21 protein-coding genes and 1 other RNA gene are annotated in these 17050 nt (G+C 59.7%); 10 read left to right on the top strand and 12 right to left on the bottom strand.

Features of this window, described 5'->3' with window-relative positions; all coding sequences use genetic code 11:
• Positions 1–10: 10 nt before the first annotated feature.
• The 8 genes from I6L32_RS04890 to I6L32_RS04855 form a co-directional block, all read right to left on the bottom strand.
• Entirely contained in the window at positions 11–661 is a 651-nt protein-coding gene (locus I6L32_RS04890; protein ID WP_041211843.1) for a DUF4310 family protein, read from the bottom strand.
• A gap of 11 nt (positions 662–672) precedes the next feature.
• Positions 673–1449, bottom strand: a complete 777-nt coding sequence (locus I6L32_RS04885) for a DUF4311 domain-containing protein (protein ID WP_216944759.1) — start codon at positions 1447–1449, stop codon at positions 673–675.
• Between the two features lie 25 nt (positions 1450–1474).
• The gene (locus I6L32_RS04880) at positions 1475–1771 is read right to left on the bottom strand and encodes a DUF4312 family protein (protein ID WP_216944758.1); all 297 of its coding nucleotides are present in this window, start codon (positions 1769–1771) and stop codon (positions 1475–1477) included.
• Positions 1771–2136, bottom strand: a complete 366-nt coding sequence (locus tag I6L32_RS04875; RefSeq protein ID WP_049637185.1) for an SFCGS family glycine-rich protein — start codon at positions 2134–2136, stop codon at positions 1771–1773. Before I6L32_RS04875 ends, I6L32_RS04880 begins: the two co-directional genes overlap by 1 nt.
• Complete coding sequence (locus I6L32_RS04870) at positions 2137–2499, bottom strand: transcriptional regulator (RefSeq protein WP_010675859.1); 363 nt, start codon at positions 2497–2499, stop codon at positions 2137–2139. It abuts the gene before it with no gap.
• A 308-nt stretch (positions 2500–2807) separates the two neighbouring features.
• Positions 2808–3935: an outer membrane-stress sensor serine endopeptidase DegS gene (gene degS / locus I6L32_RS04865; RefSeq protein WP_010675858.1), complete on the bottom strand. Its 1128-nt coding sequence runs from the start codon at positions 3933–3935 to the stop codon at positions 2808–2810.
• A gap of 89 nt (positions 3936–4024) precedes the next feature.
• Positions 4025–5383, bottom strand: a complete 1359-nt coding sequence (locus I6L32_RS04860) for a Do family serine endopeptidase (RefSeq protein WP_042015057.1) — start codon at positions 5381–5383, stop codon at positions 4025–4027.
• 81 nt (positions 5384–5464) lie between these two features.
• Positions 5465–5845: a YhcB family protein gene (locus tag I6L32_RS04855; RefSeq protein WP_010675856.1), complete on the bottom strand. Its 381-nt coding sequence runs from the start codon at positions 5843–5845 to the stop codon at positions 5465–5467.
• A gap of 139 nt (positions 5846–5984) precedes the next feature.
• On the opposite strand from I6L32_RS04855, the gene zapE reads away from it, so the two are divergent.
• The 8 genes from zapE (at position 5985) to I6L32_RS04815 (ending at position 12167) form a co-directional block, all read left to right on the top strand.
• Positions 5985–7079 (top strand): cell division protein ZapE, encoded by a 1095-nt coding sequence (gene zapE / locus I6L32_RS04850; RefSeq protein WP_049637186.1) that lies wholly within the window; start codon positions 5985–5987, stop codon positions 7077–7079.
• A gap of 266 nt (positions 7080–7345) precedes the next feature.
• Positions 7346–7774, top strand: coding sequence for a 50S ribosomal protein L13 (gene rplM, locus I6L32_RS04845; protein ID WP_005336289.1), 429 nt, complete (start codon positions 7346–7348; stop codon positions 7772–7774).
• Between the two features lie 14 nt (positions 7775–7788).
• Positions 7789–8181 (top strand): 30S ribosomal protein S9, encoded by a 393-nt coding sequence (rpsI, locus tag I6L32_RS04840; RefSeq protein ID WP_005336286.1) that lies wholly within the window; start codon positions 7789–7791, stop codon positions 8179–8181.
• A 299-nt stretch (positions 8182–8480) separates the two neighbouring features.
• Positions 8481–9071: a ubiquinol-cytochrome c reductase iron-sulfur subunit gene (gene petA, locus I6L32_RS04835; protein WP_010675854.1), complete on the top strand. Its 591-nt coding sequence runs from the start codon at positions 8481–8483 to the stop codon at positions 9069–9071.
• Positions 9072–9073: 2 nt separating this feature from the next.
• Positions 9074–10291: a cytochrome bc complex cytochrome b subunit gene (locus I6L32_RS04830; protein ID WP_010675853.1), complete on the top strand. Its 1218-nt coding sequence runs from the start codon at positions 9074–9076 to the stop codon at positions 10289–10291.
• The gene (locus tag I6L32_RS04825) at positions 10288–11022 is read left to right on the top strand and encodes a cytochrome c1 (RefSeq protein ID WP_216944757.1); all 735 of its coding nucleotides are present in this window, start codon (positions 10288–10290) and stop codon (positions 11020–11022) included. Before I6L32_RS04830 ends, I6L32_RS04825 begins: the two co-directional genes overlap by 4 nt.
• 87 nt (positions 11023–11109) lie before the next feature.
• Entirely contained in the window at positions 11110–11739 is a 630-nt protein-coding gene (gene sspA, locus I6L32_RS04820) for a stringent starvation protein SspA (RefSeq protein ID WP_039040485.1), read from the top strand.
• The gene (locus I6L32_RS04815; protein WP_029314842.1) at positions 11736–12167 is read left to right on the top strand and encodes a ClpXP protease specificity-enhancing factor; all 432 of its coding nucleotides are present in this window, start codon (positions 11736–11738) and stop codon (positions 12165–12167) included. The genes sspA and I6L32_RS04815 overlap by 4 nt, the downstream gene beginning before the upstream one ends.
• A gap of 43 nt (positions 12168–12210) precedes the next feature.
• Here the strand turns inward: I6L32_RS04815 and dolP are convergent, their stop codons facing one another.
• The 4 genes from dolP to I6L32_RS04795 are packed head-to-tail and all read right to left on the bottom strand — an operon-like array spanning position 12211 to position 15497.
• Entirely contained in the window at positions 12211–12789 is a 579-nt protein-coding gene (dolP, locus tag I6L32_RS04810) for a division/outer membrane stress-associated lipid-binding lipoprotein (RefSeq protein ID WP_010675849.1), read from the bottom strand.
• 4 nt (positions 12790–12793) lie between these two features.
• The gene (locus I6L32_RS04805; protein ID WP_010675848.1) at positions 12794–13384 is read right to left on the bottom strand and encodes an SIS domain-containing protein; all 591 of its coding nucleotides are present in this window, start codon (positions 13382–13384) and stop codon (positions 12794–12796) included.
• A gap of 9 nt (positions 13385–13393) precedes the next feature.
• Complete coding sequence (locus tag I6L32_RS04800) at positions 13394–13687, bottom strand: YraN family protein (protein WP_232098019.1); 294 nt, start codon at positions 13685–13687, stop codon at positions 13394–13396.
• A 19-nt stretch (positions 13688–13706) separates the two neighbouring features.
• Positions 13707–15497: a penicillin-binding protein activator gene (locus I6L32_RS04795; RefSeq protein ID WP_049637188.1), complete on the bottom strand. Its 1791-nt coding sequence runs from the start codon at positions 15495–15497 to the stop codon at positions 13707–13709.
• A 199-nt stretch (positions 15498–15696) separates the two neighbouring features.
• Between I6L32_RS04795 and rsmI the strand changes: the two genes are divergently transcribed.
• Positions 15697–16530, top strand: coding sequence for a 16S rRNA (cytidine(1402)-2'-O)-methyltransferase (rsmI, locus tag I6L32_RS04790; RefSeq protein WP_216944756.1), 834 nt, complete (start codon positions 15697–15699; stop codon positions 16528–16530).
• Between the two features lie 62 nt (positions 16531–16592).
• An RNA gene (gene rnpB / locus I6L32_RS04785) (RNase P RNA component class A) lies at positions 16593–16979 on the top strand.
• Positions 16980–17050 lie beyond the last annotated feature (71 nt).

Here is a 17050-nt window from a genome sequence, read left to right as displayed (position 1 = left end):
CGGCCTTGGATTAAGCCAGGGCGATGGGGAAGAAGGTCCCGAACAGCATGGCCCCCAGAATGGCGCCGCCCGTGATGGGCTTCTCCCAGATGTAAAACAGCAGGGCACCCAGCAGGGAGCCTATCCCGATGGGAATGGAGGCGCCCATGGCGGAGAGGATGATGAGGGGACCGAGGAAGCGGCCCGAGCTGTTGCCAGCCCCCATCATGACGTCTGCGCCGTAGGTGGAGTTGCTCTGGTTGATGGTGAACTTGCGCGCCAGGATGATCACGTAGCCGATGGCCATCCCAATCCCCATACCGGTGATCAGGGAAGCGGTGAAGTTTTCCACCGGATAGACGATGCCGGCCCCCAGCAGCAGGGCGGGCACTCCGAGGCCGACTCCGGTCTGGATGGCGCCGCCGATGTCGAGGATCCCCACCAGGGAGCCCTCGATGATGCGGGCGAACAGGAAGCTGGCACCGAAGGCGGCGACTGCACCATAGGCCCCCGTGTCCATGCCGGCTTTCAGCATGGCGACGAAGGCCACCTCGTTGAAGGCGCCTACCCCGTAGAGGTAGAACATGTGGGTACCGGCGAAGACGCCGGAAGAGAGCAGACCGACAAAGATGGGGAAGGACCAGTCGGCATACCAGAAGTTGTTTCTCAGTTTCTCATCCATGGTGTGCTTCCTTATTTTCCGCTCATGAGGTTGTGGACGTTTTCCAGCCACAGGGGAACGCCCAGGTGGAAGGATTCAATGAGTTTCATGTCAAAGCCGCGGAAGAAGCCGCTCAGCACGAACAGCAGGACGATGGCACTCATCATCACCTTGGTGACATGGTTCCAGCCGCTCTCTTCCACCCCCTTGCCGATCAGGATGCCAAGCACCAGGCCTGGTACCGCGTTGCCCATGATGAGCTGGGCCAGACCGCCGAAGATGGTGGCCCAGAAGCCGGACTTCTTGCCTGCCTCGATGGCGGCCAGCCAGAAGATCACCGGCATGACGGTATTGACCAGCAGGTTGGCGGCGGGCACCAGTACCTTGACCGCGGTGACCTGCAGGGCGGCTGGCACGGCGGCGGCGGTGCTGTTGAGGAAGGCGACTACGATGGCACCTATGATGCCGCAGGCGATGGCCATCTTTTTGGGATCATGGAGGGTGGTGGTGAGATCCCGGTTCTTGATCATCAGGGCCGCTGCACCCCAGTTCGGCAGGATGCGGTGATCCACGTCCTGAGTGAAGGCGCCGGCCGCGACCGTGGAGGCCCAGGCGTTGAAGAAGAAGCCTAGACCGAACGAGAAGTGGGAGGCGGGGTCCCCTTCGCAGGAGTTGAGCTCGCCCAGGGTACGGAACGCGCCCATCCCCTGCACGGTCGGGGCGTGGAACATCCGCGCCGCGCCAGCTCCCACCCCGACGCCTACCAGGCCGCCGATGATGAGTGACTTCATCAAAATGATTAGAAACATCCAACTTGTCCTTTTGGTTGTGGGGTCAGGCCCGGGTGAAATCCACCTTGTCGACATCCAGGCTGGTGACCTTGACGGTGATCGCCAGCTGGACCCGGAACTCGTGGCGCTGGCGTGGCAGGAAGAAGAACAGGAACTTCTCCACCCGTACCGACTCCTCGGCCTCGATCACCTCGACCTCGAGGGGTTCGATGCGCAGCATCACCTTGGGGCTCTCCTTGAGCAGGCTGGGTTGCACCTGGCTGAGGGCGGCAGCGAACGCCTGCTGGCGAGTCGCCCCCTTGCCGTTGACCGTGATCCGGGTGGTGAAGTGCTCTTTCATCAGGTGCGCCCGTGTTTCTTGGCGAAGGCTTCGATCAGCTTTTGGCCCAGCTCTTCCTTGTCCATGAAGCCGAAGCCCAGTACCACGCACCCCTCGTTGATGGCGGTGACACCCTCCTCGATGGATCGCATGCCGTAGCGGCACTTGTAGCCGTACTTGGTCTGGGCCGTGATGGCGCCCGCGCCACCGCTGCCGCAGAAGGAGATGCCAAGGTCGGCCTGCTCCTTGTTCATCACATCACCGAGCTTCATGTCGGCGGCCATGCCGGGGATGACGGTCACGGTGGCGCCGGCGGCTTCTGCGCCTGCCCCCACTTTCTGTCCCTTGCCGAGACGATCTCCAATCACGAGTTTGATGGCAGTCATTTAGCTTTCTCCTTTTACTGAGCTGAGTTCGTTTTCTTTGGCCACTTCAAAATGGACGGACAAGAGGTGCGCCTCCTCGTAGGCGAGGCGGTCGAGCCAGGCGACGACCTGTTCGGCCAGGCGCAGGGAGAGGGGGGAGATCTCCTCGAACAGGCTGAGGTCGACCTCCGGCAGGGATTCCCCGCTGTAGGAGCGCCACACCATGGCCTTGACGTGGGAGGCCAGCATCTGTTGCTGCACGTCGTTGGGGCGTATGCCCTGATCCGCCAGCAGGTTGTGAATGCGGGCCAGGGTCAGGTCGGTCTTGCGCAGCAGTGCCGGGCTGTCCGGGGTCAGGGGGGCGTCATGGGTGTCGGTATTCAAGGTCTGCTCTCCAGGCTGGCAGAAAGGATGGGCTCACCATAAAGCGGAGGAGAGTGCGGGAGGAGGCAGGTTTTTTCCGATTCGAAGTGGAAATTCGGAGGGAAAGGCATCAAAAGAAGCCCTTTTGGCGTTCAGGAAGAGGAAAGGAGCGAACTGGCGGCAAGGGAGTGTGATCGGTGGCGCGTTTTGACGTCGCCTTCGCCCGATTGCTCATTGGCGCAATGTGTGAGCTGTCTCACGCACAGGTGGGAGCCGGAGGAAAGCGGGCACAAAAAAGGGCCCTGTCGGGCCCTGCGAGGATCCGCCCCTCAGGTGGCGGGTGCCGCACTGCTGGTCGGCAGGGTTTGGTTCTGGTAGCGCAGGTCCTCTTCGATGATGACATCGACGTCCAGCGGCTTGCCGTTGCGGATCACCGAGATGGTGAGCTTGGTGCCGGGGCGGCTCTCGACGATCTTGTCCATGACGGGACGCACGCCGGTGATGGCCTCTCCGTTGATCTTGAGCAGCACATCCCCACGTTTGAGACCGGCCTTGGTGGCTGGGCCATTGGGATCCAGGCTCTCCACCACCAACCCCTGCAAGTCCCCCAGGTTCAGCATGCGCGCGACGATGGGATTGATCTCGACGCTGGAGATGCCGAGGTAGCCGCGGATGACCCGGCCGTTGGCGATCAGCTCGTCCATGATGCGCTTGGCCAGCTTGTAGGGGATGGCAAAACTGATGCCATAGCTCTCCTGATTGCCGTTGAGGTGGTAGGCGGCGGTATTGATGCCCACCAGATCACCACGGCCATTGACCAGGGCGCCTCCGGAGTTGCCCTCGTTGATGGCGGCATCGGTCTGCAGCAGATCCTGCCGGCCGTTGCTGTCCGGCCCCATGCTGGAGAGGCCGATACGCCCGGTGGCGCTGATGATGCCCTGGGTGATGGTTTGGCCGACGTTGTAGGGGTTGCCGATGGCGAGCACCACGTCTCCCACGTCCGGCAGACGATCCGGGTCCTGCGGGATCACCGGCAGGTTGTCCGATTCGATGTAGAGCACCGCCAGATCGGTCAGTTTGTCGGTGCCGACCAGCTCTGCACTGAATACCCGACCATCTTGCAGGGCGACGATGATCTGGTCCGCATCGGCGATGACGTGATAGTTGGTGAGCACGTGACCGCGCTGGTTCATGATGACGCCGGACCCCAGCCCCTGGGGTCTGAGTTCGGCTTTTTCACCGCGATTGCCGGCGAAGCTGCGGGTGTAGATGTTGACGACGGCAGGGCCGGCACGATGGGCCGCGTAGGAGAAGCTCAGCTCGCGGGCATTGGTGATGAGGCCCGGCAGGGGGGCGCCGCCGCGAAAATTGGGGAACACCAGCAACAAAAGCGCAGCCATGGCGAGGCCAAAGCCGACGGACTTGCCCAAGTAGCTGATCAGAGGTGGGATTTTCATGTCTTTCTCGTCCGTACAGGCTGCGGGCAGAGAATAACATTATCGATGGATAAAAATCACCCGCGGCGGTTGCCGCGGGTGTGAGGGGCTTAACGGATCACCAAATAGAGCGAGGAGTCACCGCGCTGGATGTTCAGCGCCAGGACTTCCGGCTTGTTTTTCAACACCTTGGTCAGTTCACCCATGGAGTTGATGCGCTGGCGGTTGACCCCGATGATGATGTCGCCCTTTTGCAGGCCGGAGGCGGCTGCCGGTGAGCGGGGATCGATGTCGGAGACGGCCACGCCGGTCACGGGGTCCGTGGTGGTGCTCAGCTTGGCCCCTTCCAGTGCCGGATGCAGGGCGCTGGCCAGGATCTCGCTGTCATCCGCTTTCTTCAGGGTGACCTTGACGGTCTGCTCCTTGCCGTCACGGATGAGGCCGAGCGAGACCTGCTTGTCGGCCCCCATGGTGGCGATTTTGGCACGTAGCTCGCCGAAGGAGCGGATGGGCTTGCCATCGATGCTGATGATGATGTCGCCTGCCTTGATGCCTGCCTTGGCGGCGGCGGAGTCAGGCATGACCTGGTTGACGAAGGCACCGTCCTTCTTGTTGTAGCCGAAGGTCTTGGCGATTTCGCTGGTGAGCTCGGTGCCGGTAATCCCCAGCTGGCCACGGCGCACTTCGCCGTATTTCACGATCTGCTCGGAGAGATCGCGCACCATGTTGGACGGGATGGCAAAGCCGATGCCGATGTTGCCGCCGTTGGGGCCCAGGATGGCGGTGTTGATGCCGATCAGCTCCCCGCGCAGGTTGAGCAGGGCGCCGCCCGAGTTGCCGGAGTTGATGGCCGCATCGGTCTGGATGAAGTTCTCCAGATTTTCGATGTTGAGGCCGCTGCGACCCAGGGCGCTGACAATGCCGGAGGTGACGGTCTGGCCCAGGCCGAACGGGTTGCCGATGGCCAGCGCGTAGTCACCGACTCTCAGCTCGTCGGAGTCGGCGAACTTGATCTGCACCAGATCCTCGGCCTTGATTTGCAGCAGGGCGATATCCGACTGTTTGTCTTCCCCTATTTTCTTGGCCGCATACTCACGGCCATCCTTCAGGTTGACCTTGATCTCGTCCGCCTCGTGGACCACGTGGGCGTTGGTGATCACGTAGCCTTTCTTGGCATCGATGATGACGCCGGAACCAAGCGCCTGGAAGGGCTGCTCGCTCACCTGCTCGTCAGGCATGTTGGGGCCGAAGAAGAAGCGGAATTGTTCCGGCAGGCGTTGGCGGGTGATCTTCTTGCCAGAGACGGAGATGTTGACCACGGCAGGGGTCACCTGCTCGAGGACGGGGGCCAGGCTCGGCATCTCCTGGTTGTTCGCCATCAGGGGCAGTGCGGCCTGCGCCGGTGCTGAGGACATGGCGATACCGACACTGAGGGCTAAGACACTGAATACAGAAAGAGATTTACGCATATGAGAAACAGCTCCCAGAAAAAGTTGCAGTGCAATCGTCAAGGTCTGACCACGATAAAGCGTAATTAGTTCAACCGACGATCAGCCCGGCTGCTTGAGCAGGCCGGACGCACCGGCGTAATCGCGGGGAGGAAGGCCCGGCTCCTCGCTGTTGGCGGCATCGCCTGTTTCTTCCACTTCGGGTTCGCGGAACAGTGGTTCCTGTACCTTGGCCAGGAACTTGCTCTGTTCCGCCATGTGGCGATAAAGGGTCTGGTACTGTTCGGCCAGTTGCTCCATCAGGGCGGCGCTGTCGGCGAAGTGGGTGGTGATCTGCCCCTGGTAGCTTTCCAGCTCCTTGTGGGCTTTTTTCAGCTCTTGTTCCAGGCGTCCGGCATCCCGGCTACGGACAGAGAAGCGGCCGATCAGCACGCCGATGATCAGGGCGGCGATCGCCAGCAGGATCCCGTTAAACAGAGTCATAGAAGCTCCTTGTTACAGCTAACACGATGAATTTGAAGCGGTCGGATGGACCGCAACGCCTCGTTGGCACTATACCGTGCCCCCTGAGAGCGTGATACCATTTTGTCCCTCATTCAGGGACTTGGAGGCGGTTTACAGGATGACCCCGCAGCAAAAATATCAGCAGGATTTGCAGCGCCCCGGCTTTGTGGCCGATCCGGCCCAGGCCATGGCAGTCGCCCGCCTGGAGCGACTCTATCAGGATCTGTGCGCAAGCCCGACTCCGACCAGATCCCGTGGCCTGCTGGGTTGGCTGCAAAAGCCGAAAACCCGTGACCCCGTCCAGGGGTTATATATGTGGGGCGGTGTGGGCAGAGGCAAGACCTGGCTGATGGATACTTTTTTTGAGAGCCTGCCGGGGGAGCGCAAACTGCGCATCCACTTCCACCGTTTCATGCACCGTGTGCACGACGAGCTCAGAGGGCTGACCGGTCAGTCCGATCCGCTCAAGCTGATCGCCCGCAAGCTGACCGACGAGACCGACGTCATCTGTTTCGACGAGTTTTTCGTCTCGGATATCACGGATGCCATGCTGCTCGGCACTCTGTTCCAGGAACTCTTTGGCCATGGCGTAGTGCTGGTGGCCACATCCAACATCCCCCCTCAGGATCTCTACCGCAACGGGTTGCAGCGTGCTCGCTTCCTGCCTGCTATCGCGCTTATCGAGCGTCACTGCGAGGTGATCAATGTCGATGGCGGTGTCGATTACCGGCTGCGAACCCTGGAACAGGCAGAGATCTATCACTTCCCGCTGGATGAGCAGGCCAGGAGCAACCTGGATCGTTATTTCAGCCAGTTGACCGGGATTGGGCCGGTGACTGCCGCCGCACTGGAAGTCAACCATCGCCAACTGAGTGCACTGGGCGTGGGGGAAGGGGTGCTTTATATGGAGTTTGAACAGCTGTGCTGTACTCCACGCTCCCAGGGCGACTACATCGAACTGGCCCGTGAGTTCCACACCGTCCTGCTGGCCAATGTGCAACCCATGGGCAGCAGCACGGATGACGCGGCCCGCCGCTTCATCGCCATGGTGGACGAGTTTTATGAGCGGCACGTCAAGCTCATCATATCGGCGGCGGTCCCCATGACCGGGCTCTATGGCGAAGGCCTGCTGAATTTCGAATTCAAGCGTTGCCTTTCACGGCTTCAGGAGATGCAATCGCACGAATACCTTGCCAGAGTGCACCTTCCTTAGTCACAATACCGCGCCTGCCAGTCGGATGGGCATCTGCGGCAGGTAGGGCCGGGCGACATTTGCTAGCTTCATGGCAGTGAAATTAGCAGGTGATATTTAAGGCAACTTCACTTATAATCGCCCGGCCCACGTTACAGCTGTCGATAAGACAGCAACACTTTAAGCTTTACTTGTATTCGAAGGGGTACAGGTAGGCCATCGTTTGTTGTTTGTGGGAGAGCCCCCATAAGCAATTGGGTCTGTAACAGGTAATTGGGTTTAACTTAATGAAAACTTTCGTTGCCAAGCCAGAAACCGTAAAACGTGACTGGTACATTGTGGACGCAGAAGGTAAAACTCTGGGTCGTATCGCAACCGAGATCGCTGCTCGTCTGCGTGGTAAGCACAAAGCCGAGTACACTCCGCACGTTGACACCGGTGACTACATCATCGTTGTAAACGCTGAGAAGGTACACGTAACCGGTAAGAAATTTACCGACAAAATGTACCACGCTCACTCCGGTTTCCCGGGTGGTATCAAGTCCATCAGCTTCGACAAGCTGATTCAGCGTAAGCCGGAAATGGTAATCGAAGCTGCCGTCAAGGGCATGCTGCCGAAGGGCCCGCTGGGCCGTGCCATGTTCCGTAAGCTGAAAGTTTACGCAGGCGCAGAGCACGCTCATGCTGCTCAGCAACCTCAAGTACTGGATATCTAACGGGAACTGGCAACATGGCAGAAAATCAATACTACGGTACCGGCCGTCGCAAAAGCTCCACTGCTCGCGTATTCATCAAAGCGGGTAGCGGTAAAATCGTAATCAACCAGCGCTCCCTGGAGCAATACTTCGGCCGTCCGACTGCCCGCATGGTAGTTCGTCAGCCGCTGGAACTGGTCGAGATGACCGAGAAACTGGATCTGTACATTACCGTTAACGGTGGTGGCATCTCCGGTCAAGCTGGTGCGATCCGCCACGGTATCACTCGTGCTCTGATGCAGTACGACGAGACCCTGCGTTCCGAACTGCGTAAAGCTGGCTTTGTTACTCGTGATGCCCGTAAGGTTGAGCGTAAGAAAGTCGGTCTGCACAAAGCGCGTAAGCGTCCGCAGTACTCCAAGCGTTAATTCGCTTTTGGTACGCACTCTCAGGAGTGTCAAAAAAGCCTGGCAATTTGCCAGGCTTTTTTTATTGGTAATGTTACATGTGACAATGCTAAGCATACGTCACAAAAGACAAAAAATTGTGTATTTATTGTTTTTGCCCATCGACTCCCTTTCTTGTCAAATTGTTATCTTTTCTTTAAAATTTCCATGGTCTTTCTGTGTCAATTGCCACTCCGCTTCCATTGCAGTTGTCAGAGGGAGAGGAGAAGTAAACAGGGACACTATAAGAATGAGCGGAGTCCACATGGGAGAGTTTTTGGATGAGCAATGCGCCAGTTGATACCGGTCGCCGCAGATTTCTTACCTGGTCAACGGTTGCCGTTGGCGGTGTAGGAGCTGCTTTTACCGCAGTGCCGTTTATTAAGTCATGGAATCCGAGTGCCAAAGCCAAGGCGGCAGGCGCCCCGGTTGAAGTGGATATCAGCAAGCTGGAGCCGGGTCAGCTGATCCGCGTCGAGTGGCGTGGTAAACCGGTCTGGGTGGTGAAGCGTACCAAGCAGACGCTGGATGCTCTGGCTGCACACGATGACAAGCTGCGGGATCCTGCGTCAGACGAGCCACAGCAACCGGACTATGCCCACAATGGCTACAGATCCATCAAACCGGAAATCTTCGTGGCCGTTGGCATCTGCACTCATCTGGGATGCTCCCCGTCCTATCTGCCCGACAGCTTCGGCGAGCAGGTTCAAGGGGTAACTTCCGGCTTCTTCTGCCCCTGCCATGGCTCCAAATTCGACATGGCTGGTCGAGTGTTCCAGGGCGTCCCCGCACCGCTGAACCTGGTCATTCCGCCATACCAATTTCTTAGCGACACCACCATTCTGGTCGGTGCCGATGGCAAGGAGGCCTGACCATGTTTGCCAAACTCATGGGCTGGATCGATGATCGTTTCCCGCTCACGGCCATGTACAACGACCATATGGCCAAGTATCCGGCGCCCAAGAACCTGAACTTCTGGTACTTCTTCGGCTCTCTTGCCATGTTGGTGCTGGTCAACCAGATCATCACCGGCATCTGGCTGACCATGAACTACAACCCTTCGGCGGAAGGTGCCTTCGCTTCCGTGGAATACATCATGCGGGATGTGGATTACGGCTGGCTGCTTCGCTACATGCACTCCACCGGGGCATCCGCCTTCTTCATCGTGGTCTACCTGCACATGTTCCGCGGCATGATCTACGGCTCTTACCAGAAGCCACGGGAACTGCTGTGGATCTTCGGCATGCTGATCTTCCTGGTGCTGATGGCCGAGGCCTTCATGGGTTACCTGCTGCCCTGGGGGCAGATGTCGTTCTGGGGGGCCCAGGTCATCATCTCGCTGTTCGGTGCCATCCCCGTTATCGGTGACGATCTGACCCTGTGGATCCGGGGGGACTATGTCATCTCGGGTGCGACTCTGAACCGCTTCTTTGCGCTGCACGTCATCGCTCTGCCGCTGGTGCTGGTGATGCTGGTGGCCATGCATATCCTGGCGCTGCACGAGGTGGGCTCCAACAACCCCGATGGCATCGACATCAAGAAGCACAAGGACGAGAACGGCTGGCCACTGGATGCGGTCGCATTCCACCCCTACTTCACCGTGAAGGACATGATCGGGGTAGCCGGTTTCCTGTTCTTCTTCTGTGCCATCATCTTCTTCAAGCCGGACATGTGGGGCTATTTCCTCGAGAAACCGAACTTTGAGGTGGCCAACGGCCTGAAGACACCGGCGCATATCGCTCCGGTCTGGTACTTCACCCCCTTCTACGCCATCCTGCGTGCGGTGCCTGACAAGCTGCTGGGGGTCATCATGATGGGCCTCTCCATCGTGGTGCTGTTCCTGTTGCCCTGGCTGGATCGCTGCAAGGTGCGCTCGGTGCGTTACCGCAGCACCCTGCACAAGCTGAACATCGCCCAGTTCGTGGTCTGCTTCATTATCCTGGGGGTGCTGGGCGTGCTGCCATCAACCCCGACCCTGACGCTGATTGCACAGCTCTGTACTCTGGGTTATTTCGGATTCTTCGTCCTGTTGTTCTTCTACAGCAAGAATGAGAACACCAAGCCGCTGCCGGAGAGGGTGACATTCAAATGAAAAGAATAATTTTTGCAGTGCTGGCCCTGCTGCCAGGTCTGGTGTTGGCCTCTGGCGGTGGCTTCCCCCTCGACAAGGCGGAGTACGATCTGAGTGACAAGGCATCCCTGCAACGGGGAGCCGCCACCTTCATGAACTACTGTGCCGGCTGTCACTCCACCCAGTATCAGCGTTATAACCGGGTGGCGGCCGACATCGGCATTCCGGACGATCTGATGAAGGAGAACCTGGTCTTCACCGGCGCCAAGATCGGCGATCTGATGAAGAGCTCCATGTCCGAGAAGGATGCTGCGCGCTGGTTCGGCGCGCCGCCCCCCGACCTGACCCTGGTTGCCCGGGTGCGTGGTGCAGACTGGATCTACACCTATCTGCGTTCCTTCTACGTGGACGAGACCCGTCCATTCGGGGTGAACAACGCCGTCTTCCCATCCGTGGGTATGCCCCATGTGCTGGAGCCGTTGCAGGGGACGCCCCGCGCCGAGTTCGAGACGCACACCCTGGATGGCGTGGAGATGCAGCAAGTCGTCAGCATCAAATCTGACGGCAACGGTGAAATGAACAACGAAGAATATGATCAGACGGTACTGGATCTGGTAAACTTCTTGGTCTACTCGGCTGAGCCGGTGCAGCAGGAGCGCGAACGCATGGGCTTCTGGGTACTCGGATTCATCGCTATCTTCTTCATCTTCACTGTGCTGTTGAAGAAGGAATTCTGGCGCGACGTTCACTAAGCGACCAGATCGGAGTAATATGACGCACGGCAATGAAGACAGACATGCTTCATTGCCGTTTCTGCTTTTTAATGACGGGAGGGTTCAATGGCTGTAGCTGCCAATAAGCGTTCGGTAATGACGCTGTTTTCCGGTGCCAACGATATGTTCAGCCATCAGGTGCGTATTGTCCTGGCGGAGAAGGGTGTTAGCGTGGATATCTGCCAGGTTGATCCTGCCAACCTGCCGGATGAGCTGGCCGAGCTGAACCCGTACAACACTGTACCGACTCTGGTGGATCGCGAGCTGGCGTTGTACACCTCGCGCATCATCATGGAGTATCTGGACGAGCGTTTCCCGCATCCGCCCCTGATGCCGGTTTATCCGGTCGCGCGCGGCAACAGCCGTCTGATGATGCACCGCATCGAGCTGGACTGGTACTCTCTGGCCGACAAGATCATGGCGGGCACCGATACCGAAGCCGCCCGTGCCGAGCTGCGCGACAACCTGCTGGCCATCGCCCCCATCTTCGGTGAGATGCCCTACTTCATGAGCGAAGAGTTCGGTCTGGTCGACTGCTACATGGCGCCGTTGCTGTGGCGTCTGCCGAGCCTGGGCATCGACTTTACCGGTCGTGGCGCCAAAGAGCTGAAGGCTTACATGGTTCGCCTGTTCGAGCGTGAATCTTTCCAGGCTTCCCTGACCGAGGCCGAGCGCGAGATCCGTGCCGGCGTATGAGCATGGAACCGACAATGACACCCAGTCGCCCGTATCTGCTGCGGGCGTTTTTTGACTGGTTGCTGGATAACGATCTGACTCCCCATCTGGTGGTCAATGCCAACATTCCCCATGTGATGGTACCGATGCAGTTCGTGCAGGATGGCCAGATTGTTCTGAACATAGCCCCCCGGGCCGTGGGCCAGTTCCACATGGACAATGACGCTGTCAGCTTCAGCGCCCGTTTCGGTGGCGTATCGCAGCAGGTCTATATCCCCATGGCGGCCGTACTGGCCATCCATGCCAGGGAGAACGGAGTGGGGACCCTGTTCCCGCCTGAGCCCGGGTATGACCTCTGGCTGGAACAGGCACAGACACCCACATCGGTTGACCCCGAGCCGGAACCACCGCGCCCGAGCGGTCGCCCGACCCTGAAAGTCATCAAATAAAAAACGCAGCCTGAAGGCTGCGTTTTTTCATCCTGCCAGATGGTCAATTCTGGGCAAACTCGAAGGCTTTGATCACCTGCTTAACGCCGCTGACGTGGCGGGCGATTTCTACGGCCTGATCCCCTTCCTGGCGGGTGACCAGCCCAATGAGGAATACCTCGCCATTCTCGGTGACAACCTTCACCTTGGCGCTGTCGAAGTTCTTGGTGCCCAGCATGTCGGCCCGCACCTTGGAGGTGATCCAGGTGTCATTGCTGCGCACGCCGATGCTGACTGGTTTGCCAAGGCGCAGCTCGTTGTAGACATGGCGAACCCCTTCAATCCGGCTCACGATTCTGCCCGCTTCCTGTTTGTAAGCGTCAGAGGGTGTCTGACCCACCAGCAGCACACGGCCGTTGTTGCTGTAGACACTGATCTTGCTGGCGGCGCTCAGGGGCTTGTTGTCGGCCAACAGGTTGGCGGCTTTCAGCTCTATGGTCTGATCGTCCCACTGGGCACCCAGGGTGCGGCGATCACCGCTCGCTTTGGCGGTGCCAGCCGCGCCACCGACCACCACGGCAGCACAGCCTTGCAGCAGCAGGACGCCGGTCAGCAGGGCAAGAGCGAGAATAGGCTTCTTCATGGTTTCAGTCTTCCTGTTGCGGGAAAAGTGTCTGGTCGATGAGATCACAGAGACAGTGCAGGGTCAACAGGTTCACTTCCAGAATACGAGGACGGCGAGCGGAAGGAACGCGGATCTCCACGTCATTGGGGCCCAGCAGACCGGCGATCTCTCCCCCGTCTCCGCCACCGAGAACAATGATGGTCATGTCGCGGGAGAGGGCGGCCTCCGCAGCCTTGATGAGGCTGCGGCTGTTGCCTGTCGTGGTGATGACCACCAGGATGTCGCCTGGTTGTCCCAGCGCACGTATCTGTTTGGCATAGACCTCTTCGAAACCGTGATCCGTGGCGATGGCGCTGATGGTCGCCATGTCGGGCGTCAGGGCGAGACCGGGCAGGGAGGGGCGAGGCGTTTCATAGCAGTTCACCAGTTCGGAAATGAACAGCTGTGCCAATGCCGAGGAAGGACCATTGCCACATGCCATCACCTTGTGGCCATTGAGCAGGCAGATGGTCAGCATCTGGGCTGCCGTATGGATGGCATCCGGCAGTGCTTCGGCGGCAGCTATCTTGGTCTGGATGCTTTCGGTGTAATTCTCTTTGATGGGATCAGTCATGGGGTCCTCTTAAAACGCGTTCTGGATCCAGTCCGGCTGGTCGCCCTCGAACGCGATCACATCGAATCGACAGGCCTGGTTGGCCTCATTGATGGCATGTTGCTTGAAATAGTGGCGCGCGGCCAGCACGATCTTGTGCTGCTTGCGCCGGGTGACCGAGCTGGCTGCACCGCCATGGGTGGCGTGGGCACGATATCTCACTTCAACGAACACCAGGGTCTCCCCCTGGCGCATGATGAGATCGATCTCGCCGCCACGACAGCGGTAGTTGCGGGTCACGGGTTGCAGGCCGCGGGCCTGCAACCAGCGCTCCGCTATTTGTTCAAAGTGTTGTCCCTTGCTCGTCGCTGCCGACGGCAACAGGTTCAACCACTGCTGGTGAAGTTGTGTCAGTAGCCTCTTCATGAGTCGCATCCTCCAGCTGGGGGGCGGCGCTGTCGCTGACCAGCTTGCCATTCTGGTAGGTGGCCCAGTCCAGCATGCGCACTATGTTGCCCTGGGGATCCACGCTCAGCTGGCCACTCATGCCGGGTTGCTGCATGGCATTGACCTTGCGCATTTGCGGCAGGTTGCCTGCTAGGCTGACGGCATCGTAGCCGAGGGCGAACAAGCGCAGCAGGTCGCCCTGGGTCTGGGGCCAGAGCAGGGCAATCTGTTCACGCTGCGTCTCGAAGCCACCCAGCAGCAGTGGCATGTCGGAGATATGCATGCCGTTGAGCTCGGATGCTACCTCGGTCGTCCCGCCGTCGTATCCCCGCGAGCTGCTGTAGATGGGCAGGCTGCCCATGGGATTGACCGAGATGTCCACATAGGGCTTGATCATCCGGGTCTCCAGGCTGTTGGCCACCACATAGACGGCGTCGATGCTGCGCGGCGCTGCATCGGACAGCTGGACAATCTCCCCGGCTCGTGCGGTGGAACGGCCGCTCAGAGCGTTCTTGACCATGCCCTGCACTTCGTTGCGCGCCCCGAAGGTGGCAACCACGGGCTTCTCCTGGCTGACGCCGGCCCAGGCCTGCTCAAACGCCTTGATACTGCTGTAGCCAATCCGGCCTTGTGCCGCGATCAGCAGCGGCTTGCGATAGCCCTGACCATAGAGGTACTGGGCCGCCTGGCTCGCATCGGCAGCGGCGGAGAGCGAGAAATAGAAGGTGTTGTCGTTGACGATCGGCTTGTCCAGCTCGTTGAGCGCCAGCACCGGCACGGTCGGATTCGACTTGAGCAGCTCCTCCACCTGATCCTTGAGCAGGGGGCCGATGATCATGTTGGCCCCTTCCTGAATCGCCTGCTTGTAGAGATCCCCCATCGCCTTGCCCTGGGTATCGTAGAAGTTCAGGGTGAACTGGCTCTGATTTTCCTTGTAGGACATCAGCATGCCGTTGCGGATGGCGGCGCCCTGGGCTTCCAGGTTGCCGGAGAGCGGCAGGAAGACGGCGATCTGCTGCAGCGAACCGTTGTCCGTGATAGCGAGATCCCCAAGGCCGGCCGGCATGTCGCTCTGGGCAGGGTGGTTAGGGAAGCTCTGCTTCCAGCCGGCAAGCTGGCGGGCCAGCTGGCTCGGCTGTGCCCCGAACTCGTTCACCAGCGCCGCCAGTCGCAGCCAGCCGGTGGTGACATCGGGAGCTGGCTCCTCTTCGAGCGCCTGCAGGGTGGAGGGGGTCATGCTTTTCAGCAGTGACCAGATCTGCTGGTGATTGGTGGCCAGCTCATTCTTGGCCAGATAAGGTTCCAGCAGGATCAGCGACTTGGCCGCACCAAACTTGTTGTTGATGTCGAGCTGCAGCACCACGCGCTGGCGGTACCAGTCCTTCTGGGTATCGGCATCCAGCACCACATCCGGCTTGCCTTCCAGCAGGATCAGCGCCTGGTTGGCGTTGCCCTGGGCGAGCAGCAGGTGTGCCTGCAGCAGTTGCAACTGCGCCTGCTGCACCGGGCTCTTCGCCTGCTTCTGCAACTGCTGATACAGAGCGGCAGCCGGTTTGGCCTGGCCGAGCGCCAGATAGCTGCGCGCCGCCATCATCTGCCACACGAAGGCCTCTGCCGGTTTGGCGGGATCCACCTGCTCCAGATACCACTGGGCATTCTTGGTCAGATCCGAGAAGGCTGACGGCATGCCGGGTTGTCCGGAAGATTGATTGGGCTCCGACGCACAGGCGGCGAGCAGGACTGCCGCGAGTAGGATGCCGAAGAGTCGTGATACACTTAGCTGCTTTATAACCCGGTTCAAGTTCATTCCCCGACCAGTGTTGAAATTCTCCATAGTGTAAACGGGCCAATATGGCGACACAATTGTCGGGACACTCGGAGCTCCCATGAGTGACATCCCAACCCTGTATATAGTCCCCACTCCGATCGGCAATCTGGCCGACATCACCCAGCGAGCACTGGACGTGCTGCGCAGCGTCGATCTGGTGGCCGCCGAGGATACCCGGCATACCGGGATCCTGCTCAGCCACTACCAGGTCTCGATACCGACCTTTGCCCTGCACGATCACAACGAGCAGCAAAAGGCGGATGTGCTGATCGCCCGCATCAAGGAGGGCAAGAGCGTGGCCCTGGTCTCCGATGCGGGGACGCCGCTCATCAGCGACCCCGGTTATCACCTGGTCACCCGTTGTCGCGAAGCCGGGGTCAAGGTGGTGCCGCTGCCCGGTCCCTGCGCTGCCATCACGGCGCTGTCCGCCGCCGGGCTGCCCACCGACCGCTTCGCCTTCGAGGGTTTCCTGCCGGCCAAGGCCAAGGGGCGGGATGATCGCCTGCAAGCCGTCATCGAAGACACCCGCTCTCTGGTGTTCTACGAATCGCCGCGCCGGGTGCAGGAGACGGTGGAAGCGATTGCTCGCATCCTTGGCGAGCGCCAGGTGGTGGTGTGCCGCGAGCTGACCAAGACCTTCGAGTCCATCCACGGTCTGCCCGCCTCCGAGATGCTGGCCTGGCTCGGAGAGGACGATAACCGTTGCCGCGGGGAGATCGTGCTGGTGGTCGCCGGTGCCAGCAAGGTGGATGACGAGTTGCCTGCGGAGGCGATCCGCACCCTGGGCCTGCTGGTCAGCGAGCTGCCCCTCAAGAAGGCTGCGGCCCTCACCGCCGAGATCCACGGGGTGAAGAAGAACGCCCTCTACAAATACGGTCTCGAGCACTATTAATTGCCGTAAACCGGAATTGACGGTTTACCCCGTCCGTCTCGCGAGGCTATAATCCGCGCCTCGGAGTTGGCTGGGCAATCGCTGCTTCGTCGTTGTGTCCCTCGGGACAGACGGGCGGAGGGGAGGAAAGTCCGGGCTTCACAGGGCAGGGTGCCAGGTAACGCCTGGGGGGCGCGAGCCTACGACCAGTGCAACAGAGAGCAGACCGCCGATGGCCCGCAAGGGATCAGGTAAGGGTGAAAGGGTGCGGTAAGAGCGCACCGCGCGACTGGCAACAGTTCGTGGCACGGTAAACTCCACCCGAAGCAAGACCAAATAGGCCCCTATTGGCGCGGCCCGCGTTGGGGGCGGGTAGGTTGCTTGAGCCAGCGAGCGATTGCTGGCCTAGAGGAATGATTGCTACCCGGGGCAACCCGGTACAGAACCCGGCTTACAGGCCGACTCCGACCTCTTTCCTGAAGAGCCTTGCGATTTATCGCAAGGCTCTTTTTATTAACCATAAAGTACTGCCTCGGTTGAC

The sequence above is a fragment of the Aeromonas sp. FDAARGOS 1402 genome, assembly GCF_019046925.1.
Taxonomy (GTDB): Bacteria; Pseudomonadota; Gammaproteobacteria; order Enterobacterales; family Aeromonadaceae; genus Aeromonas; species Aeromonas caviae.
The sequence above is the reverse complement of the archived record's forward strand: the minus strand, read 5'-3'. Positions and strand labels throughout refer to the sequence as shown.